Origin of the sequence: Acinetobacter sp. BHS4 (genome assembly GCF_018454425.1) — a bacterium.
GTDB classification, from domain to species: Bacteria; Pseudomonadota; Gammaproteobacteria; order Pseudomonadales; family Moraxellaceae; genus Acinetobacter; species Acinetobacter pittii.
Genome location: NZ_CP075323.1, coordinates 209639 through 225865 on the forward strand (window position 1 = coordinate 209639; position 16227 = coordinate 225865).

The 16227-nt window shown below is 41.3% G+C and carries 16 protein-coding genes; 9 read left to right on the plus strand and 7 right to left on the minus strand.

The genetic code is table 11. From position 1 onward, the window contains the following. Positions 1–3: 3 nt before the first annotated feature. Positions 4–2838, minus strand: coding sequence for an excinuclease ABC subunit UvrA (uvrA, locus tag KIP84_RS00950; RefSeq protein WP_213689159.1), 2835 nt, complete (start codon positions 2836–2838; stop codon positions 4–6). Between the two features lie 296 nt (positions 2839–3134). Here uvrA and KIP84_RS00955 point away from each other — a divergent pair, with 296 nt between their 5' ends. From KIP84_RS00955 to KIP84_RS00970, 4 genes are all read left to right on the plus strand, one after another. Next, positions 3135–3737 carry a TetR/AcrR family transcriptional regulator gene (locus KIP84_RS00955; protein WP_005804456.1) on the plus strand — a complete coding sequence of 201 codons (603 nt, stop codon included), beginning with the start codon at positions 3135–3137 and terminating at the stop codon, positions 3735–3737. Positions 3738–3740: 3 nt separating this feature from the next. Continuing rightward, positions 3741–4718, plus strand: a complete 978-nt coding sequence (locus KIP84_RS00960) for a zinc-binding dehydrogenase (RefSeq protein WP_213689160.1) — start codon at positions 3741–3743, stop codon at positions 4716–4718. Between the two features lie 65 nt (positions 4719–4783). After that, positions 4784–5137, plus strand: a complete 354-nt coding sequence (locus tag KIP84_RS00965; protein WP_213689161.1) for a DUF1304 domain-containing protein — start codon at positions 4784–4786, stop codon at positions 5135–5137. 52 nt (positions 5138–5189) lie between these two features. Beyond that, entirely contained in the window at positions 5190–5531 is a 342-nt protein-coding gene (locus tag KIP84_RS00970) for a GlpM family protein (RefSeq protein WP_213689162.1), read from the plus strand. A gap of 42 nt (positions 5532–5573) precedes the next feature. Here the strand turns inward: KIP84_RS00970 and KIP84_RS00975 are convergent, their stop codons facing one another. The 3 genes from KIP84_RS00975 to tenA form a co-directional block, all read right to left on the minus strand. After that, positions 5574–6380 carry an SDR family oxidoreductase gene (locus KIP84_RS00975; RefSeq protein WP_213689163.1) on the minus strand — a complete coding sequence of 269 codons (807 nt, stop codon included), beginning with the start codon at positions 6378–6380 and terminating at the stop codon, positions 5574–5576. Between the two features lie 103 nt (positions 6381–6483). Next, positions 6484–6855: a MerR family transcriptional regulator gene (locus KIP84_RS00980; protein ID WP_005300704.1), complete on the minus strand. Its 372-nt coding sequence runs from the start codon at positions 6853–6855 to the stop codon at positions 6484–6486. Between the two features lie 65 nt (positions 6856–6920). Then, positions 6921–7595 carry a thiaminase II gene (gene tenA, locus KIP84_RS00985; protein WP_046811776.1) on the minus strand — a complete coding sequence of 225 codons (675 nt, stop codon included), beginning with the start codon at positions 7593–7595 and terminating at the stop codon, positions 6921–6923. 263 nt (positions 7596–7858) lie between these two features. On the opposite strand from tenA, the gene KIP84_RS00990 reads away from it, so the two are divergent. The 3 genes from KIP84_RS00990 (at position 7859) to ssb (ending at position 11091) form a co-directional block, all read left to right on the plus strand. Beyond that, on the plus strand, positions 7859–8941 hold the full coding sequence (locus KIP84_RS00990) for a DUF475 domain-containing protein (RefSeq protein ID WP_108009816.1): 1083 nt from the start codon (positions 7859–7861) through the stop codon (positions 8939–8941). Between the two features lie 146 nt (positions 8942–9087). Further along, positions 9088–10452 carry an MFS transporter gene (locus KIP84_RS00995; protein WP_005078603.1) on the plus strand — a complete coding sequence of 455 codons (1365 nt, stop codon included), beginning with the start codon at positions 9088–9090 and terminating at the stop codon, positions 10450–10452. Positions 10453–10503: 51 nt separating this feature from the next. Then, positions 10504–11091 (plus strand): single-stranded DNA-binding protein, encoded by a 588-nt coding sequence (gene ssb / locus KIP84_RS01000; protein WP_005066890.1) that lies wholly within the window; start codon positions 10504–10506, stop codon positions 11089–11091. A 40-nt stretch (positions 11092–11131) separates the two neighbouring features. Here ssb and KIP84_RS01005 read toward each other — a convergent pair whose 3' ends face one another. Continuing rightward, entirely contained in the window at positions 11132–11455 is a 324-nt protein-coding gene (locus KIP84_RS01005; RefSeq protein WP_213689164.1) for an AzlD domain-containing protein, read from the minus strand. Continuing rightward, the gene (locus KIP84_RS01010) at positions 11452–12147 is read right to left on the minus strand and encodes an AzlC family ABC transporter permease (RefSeq protein ID WP_063097714.1); all 696 of its coding nucleotides are present in this window, start codon (positions 12145–12147) and stop codon (positions 11452–11454) included. The genes KIP84_RS01005 and KIP84_RS01010 overlap by 4 nt, the downstream gene beginning before the upstream one ends. 68 nt (positions 12148–12215) lie before the next feature. Here KIP84_RS01010 and KIP84_RS01015 point away from each other — a divergent pair, with 68 nt between their 5' ends. Both KIP84_RS01015 and KIP84_RS01020 read left to right on the plus strand, forming a co-directional pair. After that, positions 12216–12764 carry an XRE family transcriptional regulator gene (locus KIP84_RS01015; protein WP_002117406.1) on the plus strand — a complete coding sequence of 183 codons (549 nt, stop codon included), beginning with the start codon at positions 12216–12218 and terminating at the stop codon, positions 12762–12764. A gap of 305 nt (positions 12765–13069) precedes the next feature. Beyond that, entirely contained in the window at positions 13070–14512 is a 1443-nt protein-coding gene (locus KIP84_RS01020; RefSeq protein ID WP_213689165.1) for an amino acid permease, read from the plus strand. Positions 14513–14577: 65 nt separating this feature from the next. Here KIP84_RS01020 and KIP84_RS01025 read toward each other — a convergent pair whose 3' ends face one another. Then, complete coding sequence (locus tag KIP84_RS01025; protein ID WP_199964055.1) at positions 14578–16077, minus strand: PLP-dependent aminotransferase family protein; 1500 nt, start codon at positions 16075–16077, stop codon at positions 14578–14580. Positions 16078–16227 lie beyond the last annotated feature (150 nt).

Genomic DNA, 16227 nt, shown 5'->3' on the forward strand with positions numbered 1-16227 from the left:
ATTTTATTGTTTCAACATCGGTTTTAAGAAGCGTCCAGTATGAGAAATCTCAACCTCAGCCACTTGTTCAGGTGTACCTTCGGCAATGATCATACCACCGCCCGAACCACCTTCAGGGCCTAAGTCCACAACCCAGTCGGCTGTTTTAATCACATCTAGGTTATGTTCAATTACCACAATGGTATTACCCTTGTTACGTAGCTCATGCAAAATGTCGAGTAATTTGGCAATATCATGGAAATGTAGACCTGTTGTTGGTTCATCCAAGATATATAAAGTTTTACCCGTATCTCGTTTTGCTAACTCACGTGCGAGTTTTACACGTTGTGCCTCACCACCAGAGAGAGTGGTAGCAGCTTGACCTAAACGAATATAGCCTAAGCCCACCTGAGTTAAGGTTTCTAAGCGGCGGTGGATGACTGGAATGGCACTAAAGAACTCAGCAGCATCTTCAACAGTCATTTCTAAAACATCAGAAATGTTTTTGCCTTTATAGCCGACTTCAAGCGTTTCACGGTTATAACGTTTGCCATGACACGCATCGCATGGCACATACATGTCTGGTAAGAAGTGCATTGCGACTTTAATCATGCCGTCGCCTTCACAGGCTTCACAGCGTCCGCCTTTCACGTTAAACGAGAAACGACCAGCACTATAACCACGTGCTTTTGCCTCTGGGGTTTGAGCAAATAACTCACGGATTGGCGTAAATAACCCTGTATAAGTCGCTGGGTTAGAACGTGGGGTACGTCCAATCGGGCTTTGGTCAATATCAACAACTTTATCTAGATGTTGAAGCCCATCAATTGAGTCAAACTTCTCGGCTGTTAAAGTCGTTGCACCATTGAGCTGTGTCGCTGCTAATGGAAGTAATGTGCGGTTAATCAACGTCGATTTACCCGAACCTGAAACCCCGGTTACGCAGGTCATAATGCCGAGCGGAATCGTTAAATCGACATTTTTTAAGTTATGACCTGCTGCACCTGAAAGCTTGATGACTTCATCTGGACGTGGTGATTCAGTACGTTTTTTTGGCACTTCAATTTTGAGTTTGCCAGAAAGATACTGTCCTGTAAGAGAGTCGGCATGTTTAGCCAACTCATCATAAGTACCTTCAGCAATAATCACACCGCCGTGTACACCAGCACCTGGACCGATATCAATAATATGGTCAGCAGCACGGATTGCATCTTCATCGTGTTCAACAACCAATACCGTGTTGCCTAAATCACGTAAGCGAATCAGGGTTTGTAATAAACGGTCGTTATCGCGTTGATGTAGACCAATTGATGGTTCATCGAGCACATACATGACGCCCATTAAACCTGCACCAATTTGTGAGGCTAAACGGATACGCTGTGCTTCACCACCAGATAAGGTTTCTGCAGAGCGAGCCAGACTTAAATAATTCAGTCCAACACTCACCAAGAAATGTAAACGCTCTCGAATCTCTTTAAAGATTTTATCTGCGATTTCACCTTTAGCACCTTCAAGGTTTAAGCCCTGATAGTAGCTTTCAGCGTCACCAATCGACATGCGGGTAATGTCAGCAATAGTTTTGTCTTTCACACGAACATGACGTGAAATTTCATTAAGACGTGAACCATCACATGCATCACACGCTGCATTAGAGAGATATTGAGCTAAATCATCTCGTACATAGTTACTTTCAGTTTCACGATAACGGCGCTCAAGATGAGGCAAGATTCCCTCAAACGGTTGTACGCGAGTATGTTTACGGCCACGTTCGTCGATATAGCTTAAATCGACTTTTTCTTTACCTGTACCTTGTAAGAATTTCTTTTGAGTATCTTTATCTAGCTGGTTCCAAGGCGTATCAAGTTTTAAACCAAAATGGTCGGCAACTTTTTGCAGCATGGAATAATAATATGGACGCTGACGATCCCATCCACGGATCGCACCTTCACTAATCGCAAGGTCAGGATTTGGAATCAGCTTTTCAGAGCTAAAATGACTACGGGTACCTAAACCATCACAAACAGGGCAGGCACCAAATGGGTTGTTAAATGAAAACAAACGTGGCTCAAGCTCTGCGACAGCGCGATCACATTTTGGACATGAGTGTTTTGCAGAAAAAACACGATCAGGATGTTCACCATTCATCCATGATAAAACTGCAATATCGCCACCTAAACGTAGTGCGGTTTCAAATGATTCTGCAATACGGTTACCTAAGTCTTCACGTACTTTGAAGCGGTCAACAACGACTTCAATGGTATGTTTTTTCTTTTTGTCGAGTTCTGGTGGCGTATCAATATCAATGATTTCACCATCCACACGGGCACGAACAAAACCTTGACCTTGTAGCTGCTCGAACAAGTTACTGTATTCACCTTTACGCTCACGAACGACAGGGGCAAGCAACATGAGTGCTGTGCCTTCCTCAAGGGTTTTTACTGCATCGACCATTTCAGAAACAGTTTGCGCAACCATTGGCAAGTCGTGTTCAGGGCAGTAAGGGGTGCCGACACGTGCATAAAGCAAACGCAAATAGTCATAAATTTCGGTAATCGTACCAACGGTTGAACGTGGGTTATGACTGGTAGATTTTTGCTCAATGGCAATCGCTGGTGATAAACCTTCAATCGAGTCAACTTCAGGCTTTTCCATTTGCGATAAAAACTGACGGGCATACGCTGAAAGTGATTCGACGTAACGGCGTTGTCCTTCGGCGTACAGGGTATCGAAGGCAAGAGAAGATTTTCCTGAACCTGATAACCCCGTAATTACCACAAATTTGTCGCGTGGAATATCGAGAGACACATTTTTTAAATTATGGGTACGTGCGCCTCGAATACGGATATGACTTTGGCTCATAAAACATCTCAATTATGTATTGATGAAAATTTAGGTGTTGATTGCTCAGTCACAGAGAGGTGTGACTGGTTATAAACAACAGACCCTATATATGATAACGATTTAAAATTGTTCAAGTGGTACAAAATGATTTAAAGCGACAAATTGTGACGGTTAAACGACAATCGACAAAATTTGTTTAAATAAGCAGATTGTATTTTTAACATTCCTTACTTCAGATTTCTACTCTAACCAAATTTTAACCAGCAACATAACTTTACTAGACGACTGGTCTAATAGTTGTTTATGATGTGTGCATGAAACGATTAAATAAAAGTGAAACCACGCGACAACACATTTTAGATACGAGCTTTGAGCTGGTACTACGTAAAGGTTTTGTCGGTGTTGGTTTGCAAGAAATCTTAAAGGCTTGTGACGTACCCAAAGGTTCGTTCTATCACTACTTTGCTTCGAAAGAGGCATTTGGCTGTGCATTGCTCGAGCAATATATGGCTGATTATAAAGTTCGTATGGAACAACTTTGGCAACGCAGTGAGCAAAGTGCCCATGCTCGTTTAATGGCCTTATGGCAGGCATGGATTGATGATCCTGTAAACGGTAGTTGGGCTGAAAACTGTCTGATTGTGAAGTTGGCGGCAGAGGTTTCTGACTTGTCAGAAGACATGCGTCAAATTCTCAATGATGGCGTGCACAAACTAACGCAACGTTTGGCTTTGCTACTCAAAGAAGGGCAACAAGAAGGATCAATTCCAAAACATATTGAGCCTTTAAAAACTGCGCAAGTCATGTATCAGTTATGGTTAGGTGCTGCTTTACTCACAAAATTGTCGCAAGACAAAGCACATCTACATCTAGCTTTAGAAACGACCCAACAACTCATAAAACCGATAGAGGAATAAAGCATGCGAAGTATTATCCATGGTAATTTTGGCGAACCTGTAGACGTTTTAGAGCAGGCGGATATGCCAAAGCCAGAACCAAAAGCAGGCGAAGTGCGTATTAAAACCATCATGTCTCCAATTCATAATCATGATGTATGGACAGTACGCGGAAGCTATGGTTACAAGCCAACTTTACCTGCGATTGGTGGTAGTGAAGGCGTTGGTATTGTAGATGCGTTGGGCGAAGGAGTTACTCATGTGCAGGTAGGGCAGCGTATTGCAGTGGCAGCTGTGCATGGCAGTTGGGCTGAGTACTTTATTGCACCAGCGCAAGGCATTATTCCACTCAATAATGAAATTGATGATGAAACAGCAGCACAGCTCATTGGTATGCCAATTAGTGCCTTGATGCTTTTAGATTTTGTTAATGTTCAACCAGGTCAATGGCTCATTCAAAACACAGCGAACGGTGCAGTAGGAAAAACAGTTGCGATGATTGCGCAGGCTCGTGGTTTACCTGTGATTAATCTGGTTCGTCGTACTGATGCAATTGCTGAAATGCAAGCATTAGGTATTCAACATGTTGTTGCGACTGATCAGCCTAACTGGAAAGAGCAAGTTAAACAGATTCACGGCGACCAACCTCTTATTGCTGGTGTGGACTCGATTGGAGGAACCGCAAGTGGCGAAATGCTGAATTTACTCAGTGAAAATAGCTTGCTCGTTTCGTTCGGTAGTATGACTGGCGAAACCATGCAGATTTCATCGGGTGATTTGATTTTTAAACAAGCGACAGTAAAAGGTTTCTGGGCGAGTGTAGTTAACAAAGAAATGCCAGCAGCTCGTAAAAAGGAACTGATCGTTGAGCTGCTAACACTAGCGACTCAGAAAAAATTAATTCTGCCTGTAGAAGGTGTATTTAGTTTTGATGAGATTAAAACTGCCGCTCAAAGAGCAACGCAAGGTGCTCGTCAAGGCAAAGTGTTGTTAAAACCGTAACACATTAAAAGATCAGTCGAGAGACTGATCTTTTTTCATATCTTTAAAATAAAAAGGAAAATTGTATGATCGGACAAATTTTAATTGCGCTTATCGCAATATTACATGTCTATATTTTAGTGTTAGAAATGTTTTTGTGGGACAAGCCTTATGGCATGAAAGCCTTTGGAAATAATGCCGAAAAAGCAAAACTCACCAAAGTGATGGCACAGAACCAAGGTCTTTATAATGGCTTTTTAGCGGCGGGTTTATTCTGGTCTTTATTGGCTGATGCACCTTTTGCGACATCAATTGCCAACTTCTTTTTAGGCTGTGTACTCATTGCAGGTATCTATGGTGGTCTGACTGCCAGTAAAAAGATTATTTATATTCAGGCAGTTCCAGCATTGATTGCTTTAATCGCTGTTAATTTTCTTTAAAAAGCGCAAAATACAGCGTTTTGAAATGGAAATGACCAGATAGGATCAGCGCATGTGGGCGTTATTTTTAAAGTGTATGTTGGGGGCTGGGGTTGTCCTCATTATTTCGATTTTATCGAAAAGTAAGGCATTTTATATTGCAGGTTTAGTCCCACTTTTTCCTACCTTTGCTTTGATTGCTCACGTGATTGTTTATCAGCAAAAAGGGGCGGAGGCATTACAAAAAACGGCTCTGTTTGGTGTATGGTCACTTATTCCTTATGCCATTTATTTAGTTGTTGTTTATGTGCTGGCAACACGAATGTCGATGTGGTCTTGTCTAGGATTGGCAACCTTATTTTGGGTGGTTGCTGCGGCAGGCTTAATTTATGGCTGGCAGCTGTTTCAGCATTAAAAGATTAAGAGAAATCCCTTAATCTTTTAAATTGAAGCATTTTTATGAGTGCTCAATAACACGGGTTTTGAGTATACCTTCAACTAAATTAATCATCTTTTGGCGAGAAAGAATTCGAGGCAATTGAGATGTCAAATAGTTGCTATATCCCACCACAACTGTTGCTTTATTCTTATCTAATGCTCTAACTGTTGCAGACACAACGTCCTCAACTGTAGAGCTTTTCATACCACTCGTATCGGCATTTGCCACCTGAGTAAAATTGGTTTCGGTATTGCCCGGACAAACTGCCAGAAATTTAACACCTGAAGAGCTATATTCTCCTGCAAGCGCTTCAGTAAACTGCAATACAAAAGATTTACTTGCACCATAAACGGCAATATAGGGTAACGGCTGGAACGCGCCTGTCGATGAAATATTAATCATGATGCCTTTTTTGTTCGCAAGCATATGGGGCAAAAATAAATAACATAAAGACGTTACGCTGCTGATATTAAGCGTGATCATTTCTTGATAGGTAGATACAGATTGATCTAAAAATTTAGTCCATTTTCCAAATCCTGCGTTGTTAATTAAAATATCTACCGTTAATTTTCTAGCTTGTACTTCATCAAATAAGCTTTGAGCTGAATTGGGTTGAGCTAAATCTAAAACGATCACCTCAACATTCACGTTATATTTTTTTCTGAGTTCATCGGCTAAATCATTTAGTTTCTGTTCAGAGCGTGCTGTTAAAATTAAATGAATTCCTAAAGATGCAAATTCTTGAGCATAGGCTTTGCCTATTCCTGAAGATGCGCCTGTAATTAATGCTGTTGAATTTTTAAATATTGAAAGATGAGCACTCATTTTATTGGTCCGTAATAAAAGAAGTCATTACGATAAACCTTGTCCCTAAGGGCAGAGTCAAGCACTCATTTTAAAAGCTATTTGCAGATTTTAACCAGCTGTTTTAGGCAGAAATCTTATTGGTAATATAAGTCTGAATAATCTCATCTTCCAGTTCTTTTAAATCTTCTTGTAAACGGTTTAACGCTTTTTTTTGCTCAATAATTTGTTGATTCTTTTTTTGAATAAGCTGCTGTGCAATTTCTACAGGAAAGCGATTATTTTTATATTTTAAAGCGGACAAGTCATAAAGCTCGGCAAGGCTAAATCCAACAGCTTGTGCAAGGCGGATCATCTTAACGGATTTAACATCAATCTCTTCATAAATACGATAATTGCCTCTTCTTTTTGCGACTGGTAGTAAGCCTAATTTCTCATAATGCCGAATGGCTTTAGGAGTGGCTCCAGTTAAAGATGCTAATTCGCCGATATACATATTTATCTCGCATTTTATTAAAAATGGTCAGCGTCTTGAACGATCTGACCGATTCTTTTGAAGTTTTAAATATGGTCTAAACCTAGCCATTGTCTTTGGTGGTAGGCGCTATCCCAAAATAACCACTCAAGTTTTGCACCCATGGTGTACGCGGCATGCATTTTTTCTAAAGTATCTGCATCACAACGTGCGGCAACTTTATCTACCGTCGCAATCACATTACGAACCGCTGTATGGAACTCTTCACCTGCGTAGGTATCAATCCATGCTTGGTAAGGGTTATTTGGAATTGATTTATTTACAATATCTTTGCCAACTTCGGCATAAATCCAGAAGCAAGGTAACAATGCTGCAAGTACGATAGGGTAGCTCTCAGACCAAGCAGTTGCTGTTAAAAATGAAGTGTAATGATGGCCTGCCAAGGTCAACGGCGTATTTTTAAATTCTTCTTTGGTGACACCAAAGTTTTTCATGAAGTCATCATGCAAACTACGCTCCACCACAATCGCAATTTTAGCTGCATCTGAAAATTGCATAATATCGTCAGCCTCAAAGGCCTTTGCTGCTGCAACAGCAAGCACACGACCATAGGCCACTAAATATTGAGCATCTTGAATAACATAATGACAAAAAGCTTCTTTATCTAAAGTACCGTTAGCAAGTTCCTGATTAAAAGGCAGGTCTAGAATTTTCTGATATAAATTTAAATTACGTTGCCAAAGTTCTTGAGAAAAAAGCATAAAAACATTCCATTTAAATTAAGACAGCTGAACCAGATTTTAAATCAATTTTAAAATACAAAAATAATAATTATAGATATATCGAAAGAAAATATTTAATACGATTAAAGAATTAATTAAACATTATAAATTTCTTTATTAAACAGAGAGATAAAGTAACGGGAATAACGGCACAAAACAACATCGTTTTGTGGTTAATTATCGATATAATAGCGGCGGTTTTTTAAGAAAGATTAAATTTATTCTTGGTATAGGTCTGATCCATGAAGCATTTCCGATTTTCGATATTTTTTACGGTGGTGTGTTTAGCACTATCCGCGTATTGGGGTTTTACCCATGGACCTGAAGCGGGCGTGTCTACCATGCTTAAAGCTTTAACCATTACAGCCATTTTAGCTGTAATGGAAGTCTCTTTATCTTTTGACAACGCTGTCGTAAATGCATCGGTTCTACGTAATTGGGACCCGTTCTGGAAAATGATCTTTTTAACGGTAGGTATTTTAATCGCCGTTTTTGGTATGCGTTTAGTTTTCCCTGTTGTAATTGTTGCAGTGACTGCAGATATGGGTGTTATTGAAGTAGCTAAATTGGCACTTAATGATCCGAAAACTTATTCTGAACGTTTAATGGCACACCACGCTGAAATTTCGGCTTTTGGTGGAACATTCTTATTATTGGTGTTCTTAAACTTCTTCTTCGATGATGAAAAAGAAACCCATTGGTTTAGATGGCTTGAAACTAAACTTTCTAGTTTAGCAAGCGTACCGGCAATGTCTGTGTTTATTGCTTTGATTGCTCTCATTGTGATGGCAGGTTACGTAGATGACCACCAACGTTTAGCAGTCACCATGGCTGGTATTTGGGGCATTGTGGTTTATATTGGCGTTGAAGTATTAAGTCATTTGTTAGGTGGTGAGCCTGAAATTGATGAAAATGGTAATGCTGTATTACAAGATGGCTCGGGTGCAGCCTCTGGTGTGGTGAAAGCAGGTTTAGGTGGTTTCTTATATCTTGAAGTGTTAGATGCATCATTCAGTTTTGATGGTGTAATCGGTGCTTTTGCAATTACTAGCGACGTTGTCGTGATTATGCTGGGTCTTGCAATCGGTGCTATTTTTGTCCGTTCAATGACAGTTTACCTTGTAGAAAAAGGCACGCTAGACGCTTATGTGTTCTTGGAACATGGCGCGCATTATGCGATCGGTGCTTTAGCATTCATTATGATTGCAAGTGGTACAGGCGTACATGTACCTGAAGTTGTTACTGGTTTAATTGGTGTAGCGTTTATTGTTTGGGCGGTTATTGCTTCAATTCAATATTCAAAGCGCGAGCAACAATCGCCTTAAGCTAATTTTCAGTAAAGTTCGATAGAATGAAGAGGCTAAACGCCTCTTTATTTTTTTAAGCCCAAATCGTTATTTTAAATAAGGTGTTCCGTATTTTTAGAAACGAATCGGCTTATAATTTACCTAGTTTGATAACGTGTATTGATATGATGAATGCTTTGGAACGTCGCTCAACTTTTGCCTTAAGTAGTATTTTTGCACTACGCATGTTGGGCTTGTTCATGATTATTCCTGTCTTTTCTGTAGTTGGGCAGTCATATCAATATGCGACTCCAGCACTCATTGGTTTGGCTGTAGGTGTCTACGGCTTAAGTCAGGCGATTTTGCAAATTCCATTTAGCTTACTGGCAGACCGTTTTAGTCGTAAACCGCTTGTGGTCTTTGGCCTATTACTGTTTGCGATTGGTGGTGCAATTGCTGGTTTATCTGACACGATTTATGGCGTAATTATTGGCCGTGCTATTGCTGGTGCTGGTGCAGTTTCAGCGGTCGTGATGGCGCTTTTAGCCGATGTGACACGTGAAGAGCAGCGTACTAAGGCCATGGCTGCCATGGGCATGAGTATTGGTCTGTCTTTTGTGGTCGCTTTTAGCCTTGGGCCTTGGCTCACAAGCCTTGTCGGCATTTCTGGTTTGTTCTTTGTGACAACCATTATGGGCTTGATTGCGATTGCGATGTTATTGCTTGTGCCTAAAGTCACTCGCCATCATCGTAATTATCAGCAAGGCTACATGGCACAGCTTAAGCAAGTCATTCAAATGGGTGATTTAAACCGATTACACGTTTCGGTTTTTGCACTGCATTTATTACTGACCGCCATGTTTATTTATGTGCCTTCACAGCTCATCGAGTTTGCACATATTCCTTTAGCAAGTCATGGTTTGGTGTATTTGCCGCTGTTAGTCATTAGCCTGTTCTTTGCATTTCCAAGCATCATCATTGCTGAAAAATATCGCAAAATGCGCGGGATTTTCTTAACAGCAATTACAGGCATTATTGCAGGTTTGCTGCTGCTCATATTTGGTTATCAGTCAAAATATGTTTTGCTTGCTGGCCTAGGAATTTTCTTTATTGCATTTAATGTGATGGAGGCTTTATTGCCTTCTTGGTTGTCGAAGTCTGCTCCAATCCAGTCAAAAGCAACGGCTATGGGTGTAAATGCCAGTAGTCAGTTTTTAGGCGCTTTTTTTGGTGGCACACTAGGTGGTCAATTATTGATGTTACATAATACTGCGATTGGATGGAGTGTCTTAGCAGGGATTGCTATAATATGGTTGCTAATTAGTTTTGGTTTAGCTCAGCCGCGGTATTTGTCATCGATTGTGTTGCCATTGCCGCAAGTGCAACAGGTGAATGAGTGGACCACACAGCTATTGGCAATTCGTGGTATCGAAGAAGTTGTGGTGATGCCTGATCAGCAAGTTGCTTATATTAAAGTCGATAAACAGTCTCTAGATGATGCTGCGCGACGTGATTTAACGCAGTTGTTCGGTAAAGAGGTAGCCATTTAAGCATAACTCTTATAAAGTAAAACATAGAAATGTATAGGATGAAGACAGCTAATGCGTGGTGTAAATAAGGTTATTTTGGTTGGTACTTTGGGTCGTGATCCTGAAACAAAAACTTTTCCAAATGGGGGCTCGTTGACCCAATTTTCAATCGCGACAAGTGAAGCTTGGACTGATAAAAATACCGGTGAACGTAAAGAACAAACAGAATGGCACCGTATTGTTTTGCATAACCGTTTAGGGGAAATTGCTCAGCAGTTCTTGCGTAAAGGTTCTAAGGTTTATATTGAAGGTTCACTACGTACACGTCAGTGGACAGACCAAAATGGCCAAGAGCGTTACACTACAGAAATCCGTGGCGACCAGATGCAAATGTTAGATGCTCGTCAACAAGGTGAACAAGGTTTCGCTGGTGGTAATGATTTTAATCAACCACGTTTTAACGCACCTCAACAAGGTGGTAATGGTTATCAAAACAATAACAACCAAGGTGGTGGCTATGGCCAAAACAGCGGTGGTTATGGTAACCAAGGTGGTTTCGGTAATGGTGGAAGCAACCCTCAAGCTGGTGGTTTTGCGCCTAAAGCTCCGCAACAACCAGCTTCTGCACCAGCTGATTTAGACGACGATTTACCGTTCTAATCAAAGTTTCAAAAAAGGCGAGTTTATCTCGCCTTTTTTATTACTCAATTCCAAGCAAACGTATAAGTGACGTGCCGGCAGCTGCCAAGCAAATCACTAATAACAGCGGTACTTTTTTCCAAACCAAGAACAGTGCTAAGCCAACGCCAAATATTCGTGCAAAACCTGCGAAATGTTGACCTTCAAAAAATGTTGTCGTCACTGCAATCGCACAGAGCAAAACAGTCGCACCGTTTGAGAGTAAAACTTGGTATTTTTCAGAAAAAGAGAACTTGGCACCCAAGTGAAAACCAGCGAAACGAATCCCATACGTTCCAAGTGCTAGCAAGCCTATACCTAAAATAATTAGTAATTGTTGACTCATTTCTTTCTACCAAATATCAAGCCAAAAAGTGAAATCAGAATTGGAAGTCCTGAGGCCAAAAAAGGTGTGGTGATCAGCGCTAAAGTTGATCCGGCAAATACAGCTTTTCGAGTGGTTTTATTCTTTAAAGCATTAAAAGTAAGTGCAATTAAAATCGCGGGGAAAATGGCATCTAAGCCGAATGTTTTAGGGTCTGGAATAGCACTTCCAATAAAATAACCCACCGTTACACCCAGTGGCCAACTCAGCATAATGCATATACCACATAACCAGTAAGCGGCTTTTTTTGTTTCAAAATCGGGCTGTGCCATGCCAAACAAAACGCTTTCATCGTTCATGATATGAGCCCCGAAATATCGAGAATATTTGCCACGGATTAGTTCATTGACCGCGATACCAAAAGGTAGATGTCTTAAATTGACGAGTAGTCCTGCAATCGCAGCTGCAATTGGGCTACCACCTACAGCCAAGAAGCCAATAAAGATAAATTCAGCAGTTCCTGCGAGCACAAACACGGATAGACAAAGCGGGATCCAGAGCGCTAAGCCATAACTTGCAGCGAGTGAACCTAAAGACATACCAACGACACTCGTCGCTAGACACACAAAGAAAATCGAACGGGTAGTGTCTTTACTAAGTTTTTTAATCAGAGAGTATGTGGACATAGCATGATATAACGAACGATTTTCCATTATAATGAATAAGTCTGATTGTTTTGTCAAAACGAACGATCGTTTTTTTTATAGAACGGATGTGGTGAATGTCTCAGCCAATTGAAATTATTGCCAAAGGTTTAACGCGTGAACGTCAAAGAGCAGGGCTTTCATTGGCAGAGGTTGCTCGTCGTGCAGGTGTTGCTAAATCTACATTGTCACAATTAGAGGCAGGGCAAGGTAACCCTAGCATTGAAACCTTATGGGCACTTTGTGTTGCGCTCAATATTCCATTTGCAAGGTTGATGGAAGAGCCGAGTAATCAGGTGCAAGTGATTCGCTGTGGCGATGGGCCAACAGTGAGTTCTGAGATTGCCAACTACAAAGCAATTTTGTTAGCGACTTGTCCGCCACATGCGCGCCGAGATGTTTATTTACTAATTGTTGAACCAGGCGAAGACCGTCTTTCAGAGCCGCATCCAGTTGGTTCTGTGGAGCATATTATTGTGGTTGAAGGTAAAGCTTTGGTGGGCTTAATTGATGAAGCTGTTGAGCTTGGTGTTGGAGATTATATTTGTTATCCAGCTGACCAGAAACATATATTTAGAGCGTTGGAAACAGGCACAAAGGCATTATTAATTTCTGAACAAAACTAAAGAATTTCAATCTGATTAAAATAAAAACTAAAAGCCATTTACCAGCATCCCCTACAAAAAGGGCCAATTTTGCGTATAAATTTTGCAATTGGCTCTCTCTTTTATTACAAAAATGGCTCTCGTTTCTTGAGTGTCGAAACGACAAATTAAAGCTATTGGAAGTATGCATACGGAAGCGCCGGATAAGCTCAGTGAATTTTCTGATTTAGGAATTGGGCAGAACGGCTAAATTTTTAGGGGATATTTTTTGGCTTCGGAGGATTTCCGAGACTAGCCGATATCCTCCATATATTAAGGAAAATGATATGGCAGCTCATCAAAATGGTTCTGAAGCCAATCACTCCCAAAGTTTAAAACATGGACTCAAATCACGCCACCTGACCATGATCTCGATTGCAGGGGTTATTGGTGGTTCTCTATTCGTCGGCTCAGGCAGTATTATTTACAATACTGGACCTGTAGTTTTCTTAACTTACGCTTTAGGTGGTCTACTTGTTTGGTTCATCATGCGTATGTTAGGCGAGATGGCCGTTTTAAACCCTGATAGTGGCTCTTTTTCAACTTATGCTGACCGTGCGATTGGCCGTTGGGCAGGGTTTTCAATTGGTTGGTTGTACTGGTGTACTCTGGCCATGCTCATGGGGTGGGAAGCCTATGTGGCAGGTAAAATTCTAAACAATTGGTTCCCGTTTATACCGATCTGGGTCTATATGGTCGTGGTGATTGGCGCACTGGTTGTCGTTAATTTACAAAACGTGAAAAACTATGGTGAATTTGAGTTTTGGTTTGCCCTCATCAAAGTCATCGCGATTGTTATTTTTCTTGTGATTGGTAGTTTAGCGATCATGCATTTGTGGCCTTGGGGTAATCCGGCTGCTTCTGGTATTAGTAATTTAACCTCTCAAGGCTTTATGCCAAATGGCGGCTCATCCGTTATCACAGCCTTGCTTGGGGTCATGTTTGCCTACATTGGTGCTGAAATTGTTACGGTAGCGGCAGCAGAGTCGGCAAACCCATCGAAAGAAATTCGTAAAGCATCAAACTCGGTGGTTTGGCGAATTATTTTATTCTACGTTGGTTCAATGTTTGTGGCGGTATGTTTAATTCCCCACAACAATGAACTTTTGAAAGATTCAACTTGGGGAACCTATAGCGTAACTCTGTCTGCACTTGGTATTCCAGGCGCACGCCATATCGTAAACTTTGTAGTTCTAACCTCGGTATGTAGCTGTTTTAACTCAGCACTTTATACGTGTTCACGTATGTTGTTCTCTTTAGCTAAACGTGGTGATGCACCGAAAAGTTTGGGCTCTGTAAACAGTAAAAGCAGTCCTTGGGTGGGTGTGATTGTGTCATGTTTCTTCTCTGTAATTGCGGTAGTTTTAACTGCAACCGAGAGTATGAATGTTTATGACTTTTTCATGCTAACAACAGGTGCAGCCACACTCTATGTATATCTGACTATTGCTTATTCTCAGCTTCGTATGCGTAAAAAGTTAGAAGCTGAAGGCGTGAAAATCGACTTTAAAATGTGGATGTTTCCTTATCTAACTTATGTGGTGATCTTTGCAATTATTGGTGCAATTCTTACCATGTTGATTGAAGGCACCTATTTTAAAGAAGTGATTTACACCACAGCGCTGTTCGGGATTATTGTGTTCTTCGGTTTGTTGTCTGAAAAGCTAGGTTGGGGTAAAGATCGTCGAGCGACCCATTTAACTCATAGTCATGAAGAAAAGTTAGTTTAAATTTTTAAATAAAAAAGAGCCTTACAAACAGGCTCTTTTTTATTTGTTTTAATAACAGGTGAAAGTTAATTTAGCGTAGGTACGCCTGCTTCACGTAAGCATTGGAGCAAGACGCCAAAAGCCATCACCATATCTTTTTCATTTACACAGGCAAAGCCCATCAACAGCCCGCGCTCTGCATGTGCATGCGACTGCATGTAGTACTGTGAAAGAGGACGAACTTTGACACCACGTTCAAGCGCTGTGGCTGCAATCGCGACATCATCGCAAGAGTTCGGTAGTTTTAAAACCAGATGTAACCCTGCCGCTTCATCATATTCATGAATAAATTCGGGACCAAGATAACGTTGAATTAAGCTCACCAAGTAGTCGCGGCGCTTGCCATAGAGTAGGCGCATACGGCGAATATGCGCTTCATAATGGCCTTCACGAATAAATTCAGCGAGGGCTTTTTGCTCAAGCAAGTGTCCACCACGATAAAGCTCGGCTGCTACAATGCGTAATGGTGAAAATAACGGCTTAGGCACCACTAGATATCCAATTCTTAAGGATGGATAAATAGTTTTACTAAACGTGCCCATGTACAGCACAGGCGCATCATTTTCTAAACCTTGTAAAGAGGGATAAGGCTGACCCGAGAAACGGAACTCACTGTCATAGTCATCTTCTACAATCCAGCTATTATGCTGACGTGCAATCTCAATCAGTTTACGTCGGCGGTTTAGGCTTAAATGAGAGCCAAGCGGATATTGGTGTGAAGGCGTGACAAAAATGAGTTTAGGAGGCTTGGCCGGATTTTCCTCAGGAATAATGCCTTCAGCATCGACAGGCATTGGTTGAATATCAAGGCCATTAATTCGTAACGTATTACGCATTCCCCAATAAGCAGGATCTTCAATCCAGATTTTATCACCCATATCACTGAGCGCACGCGAGACTAAATCAATAGCTTGGTGAATGCCTTCGGTAATAATAATCTGGTCTGCATCGCACTGAACTGAACGTGCAACACGCAAGTAATCTGCCAACGCACTTCGAAGCTCTATACATCCACCTGCATTGCTATAAATCAGGCGATTAATATCGGGTTCGCGGCTTAAGCGTGCTTGAATACGACTAAAAATATGATGTGGGAACTCGGTCACATCGGGTGCTCCCGGCACAAAAGCACCCCATTGGTGTGGCGATGCTGCTGCATAGCCTAATAAGTTAGAACCACGCTGTGACAGCGCATAAGAGCTTTGAACTTTCGGGCTAGAAACCACTTTTTTCTTGTTCTGTGTATTTAAAAAACTCTCTGGTAATTTTTCGGCAACCCATGTGCCATGTCCTGTCCGTGCTTCTAAGTAGCCTTCAGCTTGTAGCTGTTCATAGGCACTAAGCACTGTATTTCTTGAAACATGAATTTCACTGGCTAAGTCGCGTGACGCAGGTAGACGAGTCTTGGGCTGGATGACTCCATCAATAATCGCACCACGCAGGCAACGGAAAAGGCGTTGATGTAGTTTCCCTTCAGTGTCCTGTTGGAGTCGTTGCAGCAAATGATCTCCAAGTAAACTACGCAATTGGCTCTCTCCTACAGTTAAAAAGTGGCTCTCGTCAGTTGGCATCAGACGAGCGAAATTACATGCATAGGCAGTCGTTGTAAAGCACCCTGAAAATTAAGCACAGGATGCAAAAAACCAAAGCTGCAACTGATGATGAAAATATGAGGG

Excerpts from the sequence above, each read along its gene's own strand:
- uvrA (WP_213689159.1), bottom strand. The coding sequence starts at position 2,838 with ATGAGCCAAAGTCATATCCGTATTCGAGGCGCACGTACCCATAATTTA.
- KIP84_RS00955 (WP_005804456.1), top strand. The coding sequence starts at position 3,135 with ATGAAACGATTAAATAAAAGTGAAACCACGCGACAACACATTTTAGAT.
- KIP84_RS00960 (WP_213689160.1), top strand. The coding sequence starts at position 3,741 with ATGCGAAGTATTATCCATGGTAATTTTGGCGAACCTGTAGACGTTTTA.
- KIP84_RS00965 (WP_213689161.1), top strand. The coding sequence starts at position 4,784 with ATGATCGGACAAATTTTAATTGCGCTTATCGCAATATTACATGTCTAT.
- KIP84_RS00970 (WP_213689162.1), top strand. The coding sequence starts at position 5,190 with ATGTGGGCGTTATTTTTAAAGTGTATGTTGGGGGCTGGGGTTGTCCTC.
- KIP84_RS00975 (WP_213689163.1), bottom strand. The coding sequence starts at position 6,380 with ATGAGTGCTCATCTTTCAATATTTAAAAATTCAACAGCATTAATTACA.
- KIP84_RS00980 (WP_005300704.1), bottom strand. The coding sequence starts at position 6,855 with ATGTATATCGGCGAATTAGCATCTTTAACTGGAGCCACTCCTAAAGCC.
- tenA (WP_046811776.1), bottom strand. The coding sequence starts at position 7,595 with ATGCTTTTTTCTCAAGAACTTTGGCAACGTAATTTAAATTTATATCAG.
- KIP84_RS00990 (WP_108009816.1), top strand. The coding sequence starts at position 7,859 with ATGAAGCATTTCCGATTTTCGATATTTTTTACGGTGGTGTGTTTAGCA.
- KIP84_RS00995 (WP_005078603.1), top strand. The coding sequence starts at position 9,088 with ATGATGAATGCTTTGGAACGTCGCTCAACTTTTGCCTTAAGTAGTATT.
- ssb (WP_005066890.1), top strand. The coding sequence starts at position 10,504 with ATGCGTGGTGTAAATAAGGTTATTTTGGTTGGTACTTTGGGTCGTGAT.
- KIP84_RS01005 (WP_213689164.1), bottom strand. The coding sequence starts at position 11,455 with ATGAGTCAACAATTACTAATTATTTTAGGTATAGGCTTGCTAGCACTT.
- KIP84_RS01010 (WP_063097714.1), bottom strand. The coding sequence starts at position 12,147 with ATGGAAAATCGTTCGTTATATCATGCTATGTCCACATACTCTCTGATT.
- KIP84_RS01015 (WP_002117406.1), top strand. The coding sequence starts at position 12,216 with ATGTCTCAGCCAATTGAAATTATTGCCAAAGGTTTAACGCGTGAACGT.
- KIP84_RS01020 (WP_213689165.1), top strand. The coding sequence starts at position 13,070 with ATGGCAGCTCATCAAAATGGTTCTGAAGCCAATCACTCCCAAAGTTTA.